General features: G+C 70.7%; 16 protein-coding genes. 13 read left to right on the top strand and 3 right to left on the bottom strand.

Translation table 11 applies throughout. The annotated features are described in order from the left end of the window. Nucleotide 1 precedes the first annotated feature (1 nt). Nucleotides 2-496, bottom strand: a complete 495-nt coding sequence (locus CLV30_RS13725) for a DUF3145 domain-containing protein (RefSeq protein ID WP_106537791.1) — start codon at nt 494-496, stop codon at nt 2-4. Nucleotides 497-694: 198 nt separating this feature from the next. On the opposite strand from CLV30_RS13725, the gene CLV30_RS13720 reads away from it, so the two are divergent. The 4 genes from CLV30_RS13720 to CLV30_RS13705 are packed head-to-tail and all read left to right on the top strand — an operon-like array spanning nt 695 to nt 3,576. Continuing rightward, a complete protein-coding gene (locus CLV30_RS13720) occupies nt 695-1,273 on the top strand; it encodes a TetR/AcrR family transcriptional regulator (protein WP_106537790.1) in 579 nt (192 codons plus the stop codon). Beyond that, complete coding sequence (locus CLV30_RS13715; RefSeq protein ID WP_106537789.1) at nt 1,270-1,593, top strand: DMT family transporter; 324 nt, start codon at nt 1,270-1,272, stop codon at nt 1,591-1,593. Before CLV30_RS13720 ends, CLV30_RS13715 begins: the two co-directional genes overlap by 4 nt. A gap of 45 nt (nt 1,594-1,638) precedes the next feature. Further along, nucleotides 1,639-2,667 (top strand): hypothetical protein, encoded by a 1,029-nt coding sequence (locus CLV30_RS13710; RefSeq protein WP_106537788.1) that lies wholly within the window; start codon nt 1,639-1,641, stop codon nt 2,665-2,667. Between the two features lie 39 nt (nt 2,668-2,706). Beyond that, a complete protein-coding gene (locus CLV30_RS13705) occupies nt 2,707-3,576 on the top strand; it encodes a hypothetical protein (protein WP_129711012.1) in 870 nt (289 codons plus the stop codon). A 15-nt stretch (nt 3,577-3,591) separates the two neighbouring features. Here the strand turns inward: CLV30_RS13705 and CLV30_RS13700 are convergent, their stop codons facing one another. After that, nucleotides 3,592-3,852, bottom strand: a complete 261-nt coding sequence (locus CLV30_RS13700) for a WXG100 family type VII secretion target (protein ID WP_106537786.1) — start codon at nt 3,850-3,852, stop codon at nt 3,592-3,594. Between the two features lie 22 nt (nt 3,853-3,874). Here CLV30_RS13700 and CLV30_RS13695 point away from each other — a divergent pair, with 22 nt between their 5' ends. Genes CLV30_RS13695 through CLV30_RS13680 form a run of 4 tightly spaced genes read left to right on the top strand, consistent with a single transcriptional unit; the run spans nt 3,875 to nt 7,182 of the window. Then, nucleotides 3,875-4,903, top strand: coding sequence for a hypothetical protein (locus CLV30_RS13695; protein ID WP_106537785.1), 1,029 nt, complete (start codon nt 3,875-3,877; stop codon nt 4,901-4,903). A gap of 43 nt (nt 4,904-4,946) precedes the next feature. Further along, the gene (locus tag CLV30_RS13690; RefSeq protein WP_106537784.1) at nt 4,947-5,819 is read left to right on the top strand and encodes a hypothetical protein; all 873 of its coding nucleotides are present in this window, start codon (nt 4,947-4,949) and stop codon (nt 5,817-5,819) included. After that, entirely contained in the window at nt 5,816-6,367 is a 552-nt protein-coding gene (locus CLV30_RS13685) for a hypothetical protein (protein ID WP_106537783.1), read from the top strand. The genes CLV30_RS13690 and CLV30_RS13685 overlap by 4 nt, the downstream gene beginning before the upstream one ends. Further along, complete coding sequence (locus CLV30_RS13680; RefSeq protein ID WP_106537782.1) at nt 6,364-7,182, top strand: hypothetical protein; 819 nt, start codon at nt 6,364-6,366, stop codon at nt 7,180-7,182. Before CLV30_RS13685 ends, CLV30_RS13680 begins: the two co-directional genes overlap by 4 nt. 4 nt (nt 7,183-7,186) lie before the next feature. On the opposite strand, the gene CLV30_RS13675 is transcribed toward CLV30_RS13680, so the two are convergent. Next, complete coding sequence (locus tag CLV30_RS13675; protein WP_106537781.1) at nt 7,187-8,149, bottom strand: aldose 1-epimerase family protein; 963 nt, start codon at nt 8,147-8,149, stop codon at nt 7,187-7,189. Nucleotides 8,150-8,236: 87 nt separating this feature from the next. Between CLV30_RS13675 and CLV30_RS13670 the strand changes: the two genes are divergently transcribed. From CLV30_RS13670 to CLV30_RS13650, 5 genes are all read left to right on the top strand, one after another. After that, nucleotides 8,237-10,273: a M3 family metallopeptidase gene (locus CLV30_RS13670; RefSeq protein ID WP_106537780.1), complete on the top strand. Its 2,037-nt coding sequence runs from the start codon at nt 8,237-8,239 to the stop codon at nt 10,271-10,273. A gap of 76 nt (nt 10,274-10,349) precedes the next feature. Next, complete coding sequence (locus CLV30_RS13665) at nt 10,350-10,916, top strand: RNA polymerase sigma factor (RefSeq protein WP_106537779.1); 567 nt, start codon at nt 10,350-10,352, stop codon at nt 10,914-10,916. Continuing rightward, complete coding sequence (locus CLV30_RS13660) at nt 10,913-11,737, top strand: hypothetical protein (protein ID WP_106537778.1); 825 nt, start codon at nt 10,913-10,915, stop codon at nt 11,735-11,737. Before CLV30_RS13665 ends, CLV30_RS13660 begins: the two co-directional genes overlap by 4 nt. Before the next feature lie 109 nt (nt 11,738-11,846). After that, entirely contained in the window at nt 11,847-12,425 is a 579-nt protein-coding gene (locus CLV30_RS13655) for a TetR/AcrR family transcriptional regulator (protein ID WP_165358627.1), read from the top strand. Nucleotides 12,426-12,504: 79 nt separating this feature from the next. Further along, entirely contained in the window at nt 12,505-13,737 is a 1,233-nt protein-coding gene (locus CLV30_RS13650) for a Cmx/CmrA family chloramphenicol efflux MFS transporter (RefSeq protein WP_205740853.1), read from the top strand. Nucleotides 13,738-13,777 lie beyond the last annotated feature (40 nt).

The raw sequence follows: 13,777 nt of genomic DNA, 5'->3' as shown, positions 1-13,777 counted from the left end.
CTCAGACCACCTGGTGGAGCCATCGCACCGGTGCGCCGTCACCGGCATACCGGAACGGTTCGAGCTCGTCGTCCCACGGCGCTCCCACCAGCCGACGGAGCTCGTCCTCGAGGTCGACCTCGCCCAGCGACGCCCTGAGGACGGCGGACTTGATGCGGTCCTCGGGAATCATGATGTCGCCGTGCACACCCGTCACGGCATGGAAGACACCGAGATTCGGGGTATAGGAGTACCGGGCGCCCTCGTGGCCCATGCTGGGCTCCTCGGTCACCTCGAAACGCAGGTGCATCCACCCGCGCAACGCGGACGCGAGCTTCGCCCCCGTGCCAGCCGCCCCTTGCCAGGACAGCTCGGCACGATAGGTGCCGGGTGAAGCCGCCTGCGGGCTCCACTGAAGCTTTATGCGCACGCCTAGGACGCCGGCGGCGGCCCACTCGATATGCGGGCACAACGCCGACGTAGCGGCGTGGACGTACAGGACGCCACGTGTCGTCACCGGATCCTCCTACGGTTCGAGGGACGCCTTCCCCTGCGACCTCAACCGATGCGGATCGGTGAACAACACCATTGTGCACTATGCCCGCCCTGACCGCCAGGCGAGTCGCTTCGCGGGCCTCATCCCGCGATCACACGTCCACGTCCGGCCGCCTCGGAAGCGCGCTAACTGTACCGTACGTACGGTACAGTTAGCGGCATGAGAACTCGCACTGGCGGGCGCCCGTCCGGTCGCGCCGCGATGATCGAGGCCGCCGGCCGGGTCGCCCGACGTGACGGCCCCGGCGCCGTCACCGTCGACGCCGTCGTCCGCGAAGCGGGCGTCAGCCGCGGCGGCCTCATGTACCACTTCCCCAGCAAGCTCGACCTGATCCGTGCGCTGCTGGACGAGGACGTCGACCATCTGCGCTCGCTGCTGCTGGGCGACGACACGCACGACGCCCCGGCCACGCCGGCCGACCGGCTCCAGGTCTACCTGGACGAATGCTCCGCCACGCCGGGTGAGCACGACTACGCCGCCCTGGTCGCGGCGCTCGCCGAGGACCCCGGCGTCTCGGCGTCCTGGGCCGAGCTGCAGCGCGAGCTCGACCGGATCGACACCGCGCAGAGCGAGCCCGGCGACGTCCGAGCCGTCGTCGCGCGGCTCGCCCTGGACGGCCTGTGGCTCAGCAACCTCGTCGACCCGGACCGGTTCGACACCGACCAGCTCGAGCGCATCCTCGCGGCCGTCTGGCCCGCCCCTGCTCCACCGACGACGTCGGACGGAGGCGACGGATGACCTGGCTGCTGCTCGGCGGCGCCATCGCCGCGGAGGTCACGGCGACGATGTCGTTGCGTGCCTCGGAAGGCTTCACCCGCCTCGGTTTCACGGTGCTGATGATCGTGGGCTACGTCGCGGCGTTCGGCCTGCTCGGAATCATCCTCAAGCAGGGCATGCCCGTTGGGGTCGCGTACGGCATCTGGGCGGCGACGGGCGTGGCCGCGGTGGCGATCCTGGCGAAGTTCATCTTCGGCGACGCGCTGACAGTGTCGATGATGCTGGGCATCGCGCTGATCGCGGCCGGCGTACTGCTGGTCGAGGTCGGCCGCCCGCACTGATCCACCGCTGATCACGGCGTCGTCATCACCCACTACCGTGGTTCCGTGGCCGCGATCGACCCAGACGAGCTCATGACGATGAGCACGCGGACCGTCGATGCCTGCGACGCGATCACGCAGATCGGCACCGAGGCGCAGAACACCATCGACGACATCTCCGACCTGCTCGGCGGTGGCCCGTCCGCCCGCTCACGGGCCGAGAACATCGCCGGCGACCTCGCCGAAGAGGCCGGCAGGGCTCACGGGAAGGCGGTCGGGTTCGCTCTCAACCAGAAGCCCACCGAGGGCCTCGAGCAGATGCGGGAGGCCGGCTATTGGATCCCCGACTACCGCAACCTGGCCGCCCCCTCTTCGAACGAGACCGGCGCCTTCACCATTGGGCTGCCGCAAGCACTGCTCGCTCGGTACGGCCGGGGCTACGTCACGGCCACACCCGACCTCGAGATCCCGCGGATGGAGACGGTCCGCAGCGCCCTTCCGGCAGCCGGCAACCACCACGGCAGACCGTTCGCGCAGCGCCCGAGCGGCCTGCTCATTCCTCGAACCACCGCCGACGACCTCGTACTCCGTCAATTCCTCGCCGACAACGACGTCCCCGATGACGCACAACGCAGAGGCCGGCTACGCGACCCGCCCATCCGGCCGCCCGGCTGGGCGAAGTGGGGCGCGCGCAGCCTGACCGGTATCGGCACGGGCCTTGCGTTCTACGACGGCTTCGCCGGTCAATGGGAACAGGACGCCCTGCACCACCCCGAGATGTCCGGCGGCGACCAATTGGCCCGCGCCACCGGCGCCGGCGGAATCACCGCCGGCGCGTCGGTTCTTGGTGGTTGGGCAGGAGCCAAAGGGGGTGCCATGATCGGCGCGTCGATCGGTACCTTCATCGCCCCCGGCGTGGGAACGGCCGTGGGAGGAGTCGTTGGTGGGATCGTCGGCGGCGTGGTTGGTGCTTGGAGCGGTTCCCAGGTGGGTTCAGCTGTCTCGGAGTTCGGAGCTGAGTTCGGCGAGGGTGTGAAGGACCTTGGCGCAGGCGTCGGCGATATGGCCTCCGATGCTTGGAACTCGGTGTTCTGATGACCGAGGCCGACGCTACGTCGCAGAGTATGACTGCGTATGAGTAGCATCGTCGTTCCTGTGCTGATCGTCACCGCGTTCGTGGCGGGGCCCGTCTGGATGTCGGTCGAGGCCTATCGTGGTCGCTACCGATCCTGGACGTACACCGGACTAGGGACGCGGTACGGCGCGTTCGCAGCCGGCTGGATCGGCATCGGACTCTACGGGGTGCTGATCGGCGGGCTGATACTTCAGCGGTTCGAATCCATCGGCACAGCTGTCGGTGTTCCGGCGCTGCTCGCTGTCTTCACCGGGATGGGATTCTTCGCCTGGATGCCTTCGTTCCTCGTCCCGCATTGGCGACGTGAACTGCTGAAGAACGCGAAGCTCTACCGCAACGGAGACCCCGAGTCCGCTCTGCAGCCACATGTGCTCGACATGGACGGCGGGCGCCGGCTCGTCGCATGGCGTCGCACCGCCCCGACCGACGAGTCCGAGAAGCCCGCGCTCGCCGTCACCGGCATGCACATCCGGCCTCGCCTTCGCCTCGCAGGCGTCCTGCACGGACCGTTGCCCGATCGGGTGACCGGAGCGGTGACCGATACGCCTGTCGAGGTCACCGGCGAACTGCTCGTCGACGGGGAACTCGCCGCCTTCGTCCAAGCCCCCGCCGAGGACGCCGAGCACGGGGACAACTGGTTCGCGGTACTCCGCGAGCCGGTCGGCCCCGACGACGTCGCTCCCGGAGCCGAATCCGGGTCCAGCGTGGTCGCACTCGGGACCGTTCCTCGGCACGGACCGGTGCAGCTGCTGGTTCCGGACGACGCGGCGCGGGTCCGGCGAGCACTGGCCCGTGGCACGAAGCGGCGCCGAGTGCGCAACACCATCGACAGTCGCTGGAGCCGGGTGCCGAAGGCACCGACCACCTGAGCGCCGCGGCGCGCGTCACTCGCCTTCGGGCTCCTCTCCGGTGGAGTCGGCCTTGTCGTCCAGCGCGTCGGCGTGGTCGTCGAGGTCGCCGGCGAGTGTCTCGAGGCGGCGTCGCACGTCATCGCGTGTCCCGTAGAACGTGTCGGCCGCCGGGCCGGTCCAGATGTTGTCCGATTCCGGGTACTTGCGGATCAGTGTGTCGATCTCGGAGGTGAGATCACCGGAGTACCCACGGAGTTTCGTCGCCGCGTCCCGCAGCCGCTGTTGATCACCCATGGCCACCCATTATCGTGGCCACGTGGCCGAGATCGACCCGGACCGGCTCATGAAAATGAGCGCGAAAACGGTGGACGCCTGCGACGCGATCACGCAGATCGGCATCGATGCGCAGAGCACCATCGACGACGTCGCCGACCTACTCGGCGGTGGCCCGTCGGTACGCTCGCGCGCCGAGAGCATCGCCGGCGACCTTGTCGAGGAGGCCGGAAGAGCCCAGGGGAAGGCGATCGACTTCGTCGTCAACCAGAAGCCGATCGAAGACCTCGAACAGATGAAGATGTTCGAGTACTGGCTCCCCAACTACCGCAACCTGGCCGACCCGTACTCGAACGAGACCGGCGCCTTCACCATCGGGATCCCGCAGGCGCTGCTCGAGCGTTACGGCCGTGGCTACTACGTGGCCGCTCCCGGAACTCAGGTTCCGTTGACCAGCAACGTCCGCAGCACCCTTCCGTCGGCCGGCAGTTACCGGGGCACCCCGCTGGTGCAGCGCCCGAGCGGCCTGCTGCTGCCGCAGTCCGTCGCGGACGACATGGCGTTGCGCAACGTCGCGACGCCGCCGTCGAACTTCGGCGACGACGCACAACGACGCGGCCGGTTGCGCAACACCCCGATCCGTCCTCCGGGCTGGGCCAAATGGGGCTCGCGCGGCCTGGTCGGCGTCGGCACCGGGCTCGCCTTCTACAGCAACTTCACCAGCCAGTGGGAACAGGACGCCCGGTACCACCCGGACATGACGACCGGCGATCACATCGCCCGTTCCACCGGCGCCGGCACCGTCACCGCCGGGGCGTCGCTCGCCGGAGGCTGGGCCGGAGCCAAGGGCGGAGCAATCGCCGGCGCCGCCATCGGCAGCTTCTTCCCCGGTCCGGGCACGGCCATCGGCGGCGTGGTCGGAGGCATCATCGGTGGCGTGGCCGGCGCCTGGGGCGGAGCGCAGATCGGCTCGGCCGTCAAGGAGTTCGGTGCCGACGCCGGGGAGTTCGTCAAGGACGTGGGCGAGGGCATCGGTGATGCCGTGTCCGGCGCGTGGAACTCGGTATTCTGATGACCGTCACCGTACGTCGCCGTCCGAGAGCCGAGGCAGAGTCATGAGTGCCGATGCCGTCGGCGGCCTGGTGATCGTGGTCCTGTTCACCGGCGTGCTGGCCGCTCCCGCGTTGGCGGCCTACCGCGGGCGGTACCGGTCCTGGACCTATCGCGGTGTCGGAACCCGATACGGGGCCTTCGCCGTCGGCTGGGTCGCCGCCGGGCTGCTCGGCGTGGTCGCCGGAGGCGTGCTTCGCCAGTCGGCCGAGACGCTGGGACTGACCGTCGGCGCCGTCGGTCTGCTGCTGGTCGTCGCGGGTTTGGGCTTCTTCGTCTGGATGCCGCCGGCGCTGGTGCCGCGCTGGCGCCGGGAGTTGCTGAAGAACTCGAAGCTCTACCGCGCCGGAAACCCGGACGCGCGTATGCGGGCCGACGTGCTCGCCATGGATCACGGGCACGACGTCGTCGTGTGGCAGCGGAGCGCGCCGGTCGCGAGCAGCGAATGGCACGCGCTGTCCGTTGGCGGGCTGCACGTCCGTCCCCGGCTCCGGCTGCCCGGTCGGCTGCGCGGGCCGCTGCCGGACCGTCACACCGGGGTGGTGACCGGCACCGTGGCCGAGGTCGAGGGCGAACTGCTGGTCGACGGTGACCTCGCCGCCTTCGTCCAGGCCCCGGCCGAGGACGCGCGCCACCACGACAACTGGTTCGCCGTGCTCCACTCACCGGCCGACACCGGAGGTTCCGCCGTGACCGCCGGCGACGACGGCACCGTCGTCAGGCTCGGGACCGTGCCCGGCCACGGTGCACTCGATCTGCTGGTTCCCCAGGACCCGGATCAGGTCCGGCGCCGGCTCGCCCGGGGCACGAGGCCACGGCGGATGCGTCAGACGGTGGACGGCCGCTTCAGCCGCGTAGAAAGGACGACGACCACATGAGCGCCGACGACCTCGGTGAACCGCACGACCCCGCCGCGTTCCGTTCGGCCAGCGAGTGGGACAGCACGTCGGTGCCGCCGACCGGGCTCGAAGTGCTGGTTCCCGACGGATGGGCCGTCCACGCGGACCCGCAGGCCCCGGCGATCCTCACCATGCTCAGTCCGGCGGCCGAGCGCGAGGGCGACTTCAGACCGTCGATCGTCGTCACGGTCGAGCAGCCGGTCGAACAGCAGCGCGACATCGCGGAGTACACGCGCACGATGGTCGCCGGGCTCCGCGCGAACCTGACCGACGCGCACGTGATCGCGATCGATCCGCTCTGGGTCGGCGGGTTCGAGGGCCGCCGGGTCATCACGGGCTACCGAGAGGGCATGCACACACTGGTTGCCCAGCAATACTGGGCTCTTGACGATGCAGGAATCGCCACGAGCATGACCGGCACGAGCTCGGTCGAACAGTACCTGTGGGCTGCCGACGTCTTCGCGCACGCCGCCGCGGGGCTGTCGGTCGCCAGCCGGCTCGCCACCCCCGCCGGTGACCCCGCATGAGCGGCGCCGGACCGTCGCCCCTGGGCCTCGAATCGCAACGTAAGCAGCAGGTCCAGGAGCAGCTCCGGGCCCGGTTCGAGAGCGCCGAACGGCTGTGGCTGACGCCCGAAGGGCTGAAGGCGTGGCTCGACGCCGCCGTCGACCCGGTGCCCCTCGACCGTGTCGACTCCGCACTGCGGGACGAGACCGAACGGCTGCGGCGCTTCGAGCTGCTCGCCGACGACGGCTCGGTTCCCGAGCACATCCGGCCGGCTGTCGACGCCGTCCGCGAACCGCTGTGCACCATCGACATCGAGGCGGCGGTCGGGCATGCGCCGCGTCACTTCCGGGCCTGGATCGGGCCGTCCTGCGCTGTGCTGTTCTGCACCGACGCGCCGTGGAGGGACGTCGAGCCCACCGCCGAGGCGCTCGCCGGCCACGACACGTCCCCGGGACGCGAGCTCAGCCTGCAGATCGTGCCGCGAGAACAGCCGATCCTCGCCGCCGCCCGATGGGCCCTGGTCACGCCGCGACGCGTCCTCGCGCCCGCCACGCTCGAGGTTCCGGCCGAACCGTTCACCCGGCGGCTGGTCGACCACACGGTCGCCGTACCGTCCGGCGCGCACGAGCGGCTCGCCGAGATCTGGAGCCAGCCTCTGTTCACCTGGGGACTCACCGTCAGCCCGACCAACGATTCGTTCATGGTGCTGGACGCCGGGGCGTCCGGGCACCGTCAGGTCGTCACCGACGGCGACCGGGTGACGCTGCACGCACTTCCGTCGCTGGCGCTGTGGGACGGCATCGTCCGGACGGTGGCGAACGCGCTCGACGGCTGAGCCGTCATCCGTTCCGCAGTCGCAGCCGCCAGCCGAGCGACCACGTCTCACCGGGGGCCAGCCAGCGCACCGCCTCGCCCGAGCGCAACGCGTCCGGCGGCGCGGTCATCGGCTCGATCGCCACCGCCGTCGTCGGCCCGCGCTCGGTCGGAAAGTCGTCCGTGACGAAGAAGTGCACGTAGCCGAAGTCGGGCTCGGCCACGACGTCGAGCGCACGGCCGTCCGGGGCGCTCAGCGTGTGCGTGATCTCGCCGTCCACGACGTCCAGGGCGCCGAACGACGCGTGCCGCACAGCGTCGCGGACCGGCGCACCACCCCGGAGGTCGTAGCTCGTCCCGTCGACGTCGAACGCGCCGGTCGGGATGTTCCGCTCGTCCAGGCTCAACGCTCGCGCCGCCGGCAACGTCACGGTCAGCTCGCCGGCCGGCACGTCGCCCACCCGCAGATACGGGTGCGTACCCAGCGCGACCGGCGCCGTCGCGGGCCCGGTGTTGCGGATCTCGTGCCGCACCGCCAGCCCGTCGGGGACGACCCGGTAATGCACCCGCGTGTCCAGCCGGAACGGGTATCCGGGTGCCGGCTCGACGGTAGCGGCGAGCGTGATGCGGTCGTTGTCGCGCTCCGCCACCTCGTAGCTGGTGTCGCGGAGCAGCCCGTGGATCGCATGCCCGAGGTGCGCCTCGTTGATCTCGAGTTGCTGCTCCACGGCGCCGAGGTGCCACCGGCCACCGTCCACGCGGTTGGGCCAGGGCACGAGCACCACCCCGGCCGCCATCGGCGGGGGCCGCCGCGGCGAATACGACTCCACCAGGTCGACGCCGTCAACCGTGAGCACCCGCGGGCTCGCTCCGACCGCCGACACGACGGCGCGCACGCTGGTCGGCCCGCCCGTCAGAGCCAGCTCGTGCTGCACGCCCGCCGACTGCGGCCGTGAGCCGGCGTCCCCGTCGTCCACGCGATCATCCATGCCGACATCCTCCCAGGTCGGCCCGTGGGCGCGGACGGGAGGCGACCTCGCGGCCTCTCCGCGGCGCCGCTCGGCTACCGTGGCCCGATGGCCGACAACCCGTTCTTCACCGTCAGCGACCTGCCGTATCAGCTGCCGCCGTTCGAGACGATCGAGGACGCGCACTACCGGCCCGCGTTCGAGCGGGGCATGAGCGAGCAGCGCGCCGAGGTCGAGGCGATCGCCACGAACCCGGACCCGCCGACGTTCGAGAACACCGTCGTCGCGCTGGAGAGGTCCGGGCAGACGCTGCAGCGGGTGGCCGCCGTCTTCTTCAACCTGGCGAGCTCGGACGCGTCGCCGGAGATCCAGGCCATCCAGCAGGAGGTCTCCCCCGCCCTGGCGGCGCACAGCGACGCGATCCACCTCGACCGCCGGCTCTTCGAGCGGGTGACGGCGCTGACGAACGACGACACCTCCGCCCTCGACCCGGAGTCGCGCCGGCTGCTCGAACGGCTGCACCTGCGTTTCGTCCGGGCCGGCGCGGCGCTCGGCGACGAGCAGCAGGCACGGTTGCGCGAGATCAACGAGGAGCTCTCCACGCTGTCCACGCGGTTCCAGAACAACCTGCTCGCCGACACCAACGCGTCGGCCGTCGTCGTCGACGACCCGTCGCAGCTCGACGGGCTCTCCGACGACGCCGTCGCCGCGGCCGCGCAGGCGGCCAGTGACCGCGGTCTCGACGGCACGTACGTCCTCACCCTCGTACTGCCCAGCAACCAGCCGGCGCTCGCCTCGCTCACCGACCGTGACCTGCGCGAACGCCTGCACCGGGCGTCCGTCGAACGCGGCGCCAACGGCAACGAGCACGACAACGGCGAGATCGCCGCGCGGATGGTGACGCTGCGCGCCGAGCGGGCGGCACTGCTCGGCTACCCCGACCACGCGACCTACGTGCTCGAGGACAGCACGGCCGGCAGCCCCGGGGCGGTGCACGACATGCTGGCCAGGCTGACGCCGGCGGCCGTCGCCAACGCGCGCGCGGAAGCCGCGCGACTGCAGGAAGCCGTCGGAGACGAGATCGAACTGCGGGCGTGGGACTGGTCGTTCTATTCCGAGCAGGTCCAGCGCGCCACCTACGACATCGACGGCGCACAGCTGCGTCCGTACTTCGAACTGGAGCGGGTGCTGCGCGACGGCGTCTTCTACGCTGCGAGCCGGCTGTACGGCGTCACGTTCACCGAGCGCACCGACCTGTCCGGCTACCACCCCGAGGTGCGGGTGTTCGAGGTGTTCGACGAGGACGGCACGCCGCTCGGGCTGTTCCTCGGCGACTTCTTCACCCGCGACTCCAAGCGCGGCGGCGCCTGGATGAACACCTTCGTCGACCAGTCGACGCTGCTGGGGACCAAACCCGTCGTCGTCAACAACCTGAACATCCCGCGTCCTCCCGACGGCGAGCCGGCGCTGCTGACCTTCGACGAGGTCCGGACGCTGTTCCACGAGTTCGGCCACTCGCTGCACGGCCTGTTCTCCGACGTCACCTACCCGACGTTCTCCGGCACGAGCGTCTTCCGCGACTTCGTGGAGTTCCCGTCGCAGGTGAACGAGATGTGGGCGGTCCACCCCGAGGTGCTGGAGAACTACGCCCGGCACTACCGCGCCGGCGAGCCGCTCCCGCAGGAGCAGGTGCGCCGCCTGCTCGACTCGCGGGAATGGGGGCAGGGGTTCAAGACGACGGAGTACCTCGCCGCGTCGCTGCTGGACCTGGCCTGGCACGAGACCGCGAACGGCCAGCACGTCGACGACGTCTCCGGGTTCGAGGCAGCCGCCCTCCAACGGGCCGGTGTCGCGCTCGACACGATTCCGCCGCGCTACCGCACGACCTACTTCGCGCACATCTTCGACGGCGACTACAGCGCCGGGTACTACTCCTACATCTGGAGCGAGGTGCTCGACGCCGACACCGTCGAGTGGTTCGAGGAGAACGGCGGCCTGCTGCGCGAGAACGGCGAGCACTTCCGCCGGACGTTGCTGTCCCGCGGCGGCAGTGTCGACCCGATGGTGGCCTTCCGCGAGTTCCGTGGGGCGCAGCCGCGCATCGAGCCGCTGCTGAAGCGTCGCGGCCTGGACGGCGCCGACTGAGCCGCCCCGCGTAGCTCGTGCGCTCCGGACCCCGGATCCGCGACACACTCGGGGTCGTGGTGGACAGGTAACGGGCATGAGCAGCCAGTCGCCGACTGGGGACCGCGAGTCCCGTTTCACCGCACTCTACGAAGCGACGTACGCCGATCTGCTCCGCTTCGCGCAGCGCCGAGTCCCGTCCACGCACGCCGAAGACGTGGTCGCGGAGTCTTTTCTCACCGCCTGGAAGCGCCTCGAGGACCTGCCGTCGCGGCGGGACGACGCGCGAGCCTGGCTCTTCGGCATCGCCCGCGGAGTCATCCTCAACACGAATCGCGGCGCGGAACGGCAGCGGGCACTCACGGTACGTCTGGCGGACGTCCCGTCGGGCTCCATCACCGACGTCGACGCGGAGCTGGTCAGCCGCCAGGTCGACGTCTCGCGCGCATGGCAGCGGCTGTCCGACATGCACCAGGAAGCACTGGCCCTGTCCGTGCTCGACGGGCTCAACGCTCCACAGGCGGCCGCGGTCCTGGGCGTCTCTCCGGTGGCGTTCCGGCTGCGGCTGAGCCGAGCCCGCCGGGCATTGCGACTGCAGCTCGACCATCTGCCCCGACCCTCGTCCACGCCTGGCGGCACTCCCGAGAGGAAGCCATCGTCATGACCCGGACCACCGACTCGCTCGCCACGCTGCGGACCCTCGACCCCGCCGACTCCGATGTCGATCCGCACACCCCTGGTGCCCGCGCGACGCTGGAGCGCATCCTCGCGACCGACCCCGGCCAGCGTCACGATCACGAACCGGCGAAGGCCCGGTCGCGCCGTGGCGTCCGTGTGGTGGCAGTCGCGTCGGCAACGGTGGTCACTGCCGGGACGGTCTTCGTCGTCATCCCGTCGCTGACGGGCGGTGACGACGCGTTCGCCACGTGGACCGCCGTACCGAGCAGTGTTTCGTCCGAGGACGCTGCCGACGCTGCGGGCGACTGCCGTGACGCTCAACAAGACGGCCCCGCGCAGGCGGGTGGCACCGCTCCGGATTTCAGCGACGACCTGCGGCGCGCCGAACTGGCGATCGCCGAACGGCGCGGCGAGTGGACGTTGGTGACATTCGCCGGCACCGGTGGCTTCTCCGCCACGTGCATCACCGACGAGTCGGCACCGCTGTTCCGGGACTGGTTCGGCTCCATCGGCGCTCCGGCCGCCTACACCGCGCCCGGCCCACGCGACGTCGTGGCCACCGATCTGGGTGCTGGAGAAGCCGACGCCGGCGAGCTCTCCGTCGCCGCGGGCATCGTCGGCTCGGAGGTGACCGGCGTGTCGTACCGGAGCGCCAGCCATGGTGAGGTCGTCGCCACGGTCTCGGGGGGACGCTTCGCCCTGTGGTTTCCGGGCGACGAGCTCGACGGCGCGGGCGGTGCCGGTGTCGGCCTCCACGTGACCTATCGGGACGGCAGCACCGCAGAACTCCGCCTCGACCTACGGTGATCGGCCCTACGGCCTCGCCCGTCCGCCGGACTCGCCCCGTCCACCGGGCCATCGGATGCGCGCCGGATTGTTTTGGACAGCTAGTTCCATAACTGCTAGCGTCGACGCCATGGCACGCCCGCGAGAGTTCGACCCCGACACCGTCGTCGACGCGGCCATGAACGTCTTCTGGGACGGCGGCTACACCGCGACCTCCACCGACGACCTCTGCGAGGGAACCGGGGTGGGGCGCAGCAGCCTCTACAACACGTTCACCAGCAAACGTGAGCTGTACGGCAAAGCACTGCGCCGCTACGGCGACCGCACCCGCAGCGCCCAGGCCGAACTGGTCGAGCGGACCGGCCCGGTGCGGCCGATCATCCGCGACTTCCTCACCGACGCACTGGAAGCCCAGCTCGCCGACCCCGGGCGCCGTGGATGCCTGGCGCTGAACGCCGCGGTGGAGGTCGGCAACTCCGACGACGACGTCGCGGCTCTGGTGCGCGACGACTTCGAGACCATCGTCGAGACGATGCGGGCGCTGATCGAACGCGGCCAGCGCACCGGCGAGATCGCCGCGGACCGGGACGCCCACGCTCTCGCGCGCCTTACGCACAGCGCGCTGACCGGCATCCACGTCGTCGGCCGCGTGACCGCGCGACGCGAACACCTGACCGACATCGTCGACGCCCTCGTCGACTCGCTCTGACCCGACCCCGCCCGGCCGCCGATCACCGTCGAGCGCGCCCATATTTTGAACTACATGATCCAAAACTAGGAGCCGCACCGTGCCCGACGCCGCCGCCCCCACGGAGCCCGCCACCCCGGCTCCGTCGAAGGAACGGGTGCCACGTCCCGTCTACCTCCTCGGCCTGAGCATCTTCGTCCTCGGCACCACCGAGTTCATGCTCGCCGGCCTGCTGCCGACGATCTCGCGGGACATGGGCGTGTCCATCCCGGACGCCGGGCTGCTGATCTCCGGGTTCGCCATCGGCATGACGCTCGGGGCTCCGACCATGGCCGTCGCCACACTGCGCCTACCGCGCAAGCTGACGCTGCTGGGCGCGCTCGCGGTGTTCGTCGCCGGACACGTCGTGGGCGCGCTCGCACCCTCCTACTCGGTGCTCATGGTCACGCGCGTGGTCAGCGCAGTCGCGACCGGCGCGTTCTGGGCAGTCGCTTCGGTGGTCGCGGTACGCCTCGCGCCCGTCGGCAGCACGGCGCGAGCGCTGGCCGTACTGGTCGGCGGGCTGACCCTGTCGAACGTCCTCGGCGTCCCGGCCGGCACCTGGGTGGGCCAGGAGCTCGGCTGGCGCGCGGCGTTCTGGGCCGTCGCCGCGCTCGCCGCTCTGGCGGCCGTGGGTGTCATGGCGGTGATCCCGCGCACGCAGGGCGGCGACGTCCCGTCCGTGCGCGTACGCGACGAGCTGCGCGTCTTCCGCGGCCGCCGGATCTGGCTCGCACTGGCGACGACCGCATCGTTCCAGGCCGCGGTGTTCGCCGCGTTCTCGTACTTCGCTCCCCTGCTCACCGATGTCGCCGGCGTGCCGGAGGACTCGGTGCCGTTCGTGCTGGCGCTGTTCGGCGTCGGCACTTTCGTCGGCATCACCATCGGCGGCCGCGTCGCCGACCGTGGCCTGTTCACGAACATCTTCGGCAGTCTGATCGCGCTCGCGACGGCGCTCGTCGTGCTGGCCGTCGTGTCGGGGCACCCGGTCGCCGCGGTGGTCGCCATCGTCGCCGTCGGGCTCACCGGGTTCTCGATCGCGCCCGGGCTGAACGCGCGCGTGTTCGTCGTCGCCGGTGACGCCCCCACGCTCGCGGCATCGGTGAACACGTCCGCCTTCAACGTCGGCAACACGGTAGGGCCGTGGGCCGGCGGCGCCGTCATCTCGGCCGGGTGGGGCTACGTCGCGCCGGTATGGGTGGCCGTGGCGCTCACCGGGACGGCGTTGGCCCTCGCCACCGCGGCGTGGCGGCACGAACATTCCCATGATCATCGGCACTTACCGGCCACATGAGCGGGAAAGTGCCGATGATCATGGGAACGGGCATCGTCTA

This window comes from Haloactinopolyspora alba (assembly GCF_003014555.1).
Classification (GTDB): Bacteria; Actinomycetota; Actinomycetes; order Jiangellales; family Jiangellaceae; genus Haloactinopolyspora; species Haloactinopolyspora alba.
This window is presented reverse-complemented; position numbering and strand designations above follow the sequence as displayed.

What these genes read in the sequence shown, in the direction of transcription:
- CLV30_RS13705 (WP_129711012.1), top strand. Translation starts at nt 2,707, where the DNA reads ATGAGTAGCATCGTCGTTCCTGTGCTGATCGTCACCGCGTTCGTGGCG.
- CLV30_RS13670 (WP_106537780.1), top strand. Translation starts at nt 8,237, where the DNA reads ATGGCCGACAACCCGTTCTTCACCGTCAGCGACCTGCCGTATCAGCTG.
- CLV30_RS13715 (WP_106537789.1), top strand. Translation starts at nt 1,270, where the DNA reads ATGACCTGGCTGCTGCTCGGCGGCGCCATCGCCGCGGAGGTCACGGCG.
- CLV30_RS13685 (WP_106537783.1), top strand. Translation starts at nt 5,816, where the DNA reads ATGAGCGCCGACGACCTCGGTGAACCGCACGACCCCGCCGCGTTCCGT.
- CLV30_RS13655 (WP_165358627.1), top strand. Translation starts at nt 11,847, where the DNA reads ATGGCACGCCCGCGAGAGTTCGACCCCGACACCGTCGTCGACGCGGCC.
- CLV30_RS13700 (WP_106537786.1), bottom strand. Translation starts at nt 3,852, where the DNA reads ATGGGTGATCAACAGCGGCTGCGGGACGCGGCGACGAAACTCCGTGGG.
- CLV30_RS13660 (WP_106537778.1), top strand. Translation starts at nt 10,913, where the DNA reads ATGACCCGGACCACCGACTCGCTCGCCACGCTGCGGACCCTCGACCCC.
- CLV30_RS13680 (WP_106537782.1), top strand. Translation starts at nt 6,364, where the DNA reads ATGAGCGGCGCCGGACCGTCGCCCCTGGGCCTCGAATCGCAACGTAAG.
- CLV30_RS13720 (WP_106537790.1), top strand. Translation starts at nt 695, where the DNA reads ATGAGAACTCGCACTGGCGGGCGCCCGTCCGGTCGCGCCGCGATGATC.
- CLV30_RS13690 (WP_106537784.1), top strand. Translation starts at nt 4,947, where the DNA reads ATGAGTGCCGATGCCGTCGGCGGCCTGGTGATCGTGGTCCTGTTCACC.
- CLV30_RS13665 (WP_106537779.1), top strand. Translation starts at nt 10,350, where the DNA reads ATGAGCAGCCAGTCGCCGACTGGGGACCGCGAGTCCCGTTTCACCGCA.
- CLV30_RS13675 (WP_106537781.1), bottom strand. Translation starts at nt 8,149, where the DNA reads ATGGATGATCGCGTGGACGACGGGGACGCCGGCTCACGGCCGCAGTCG.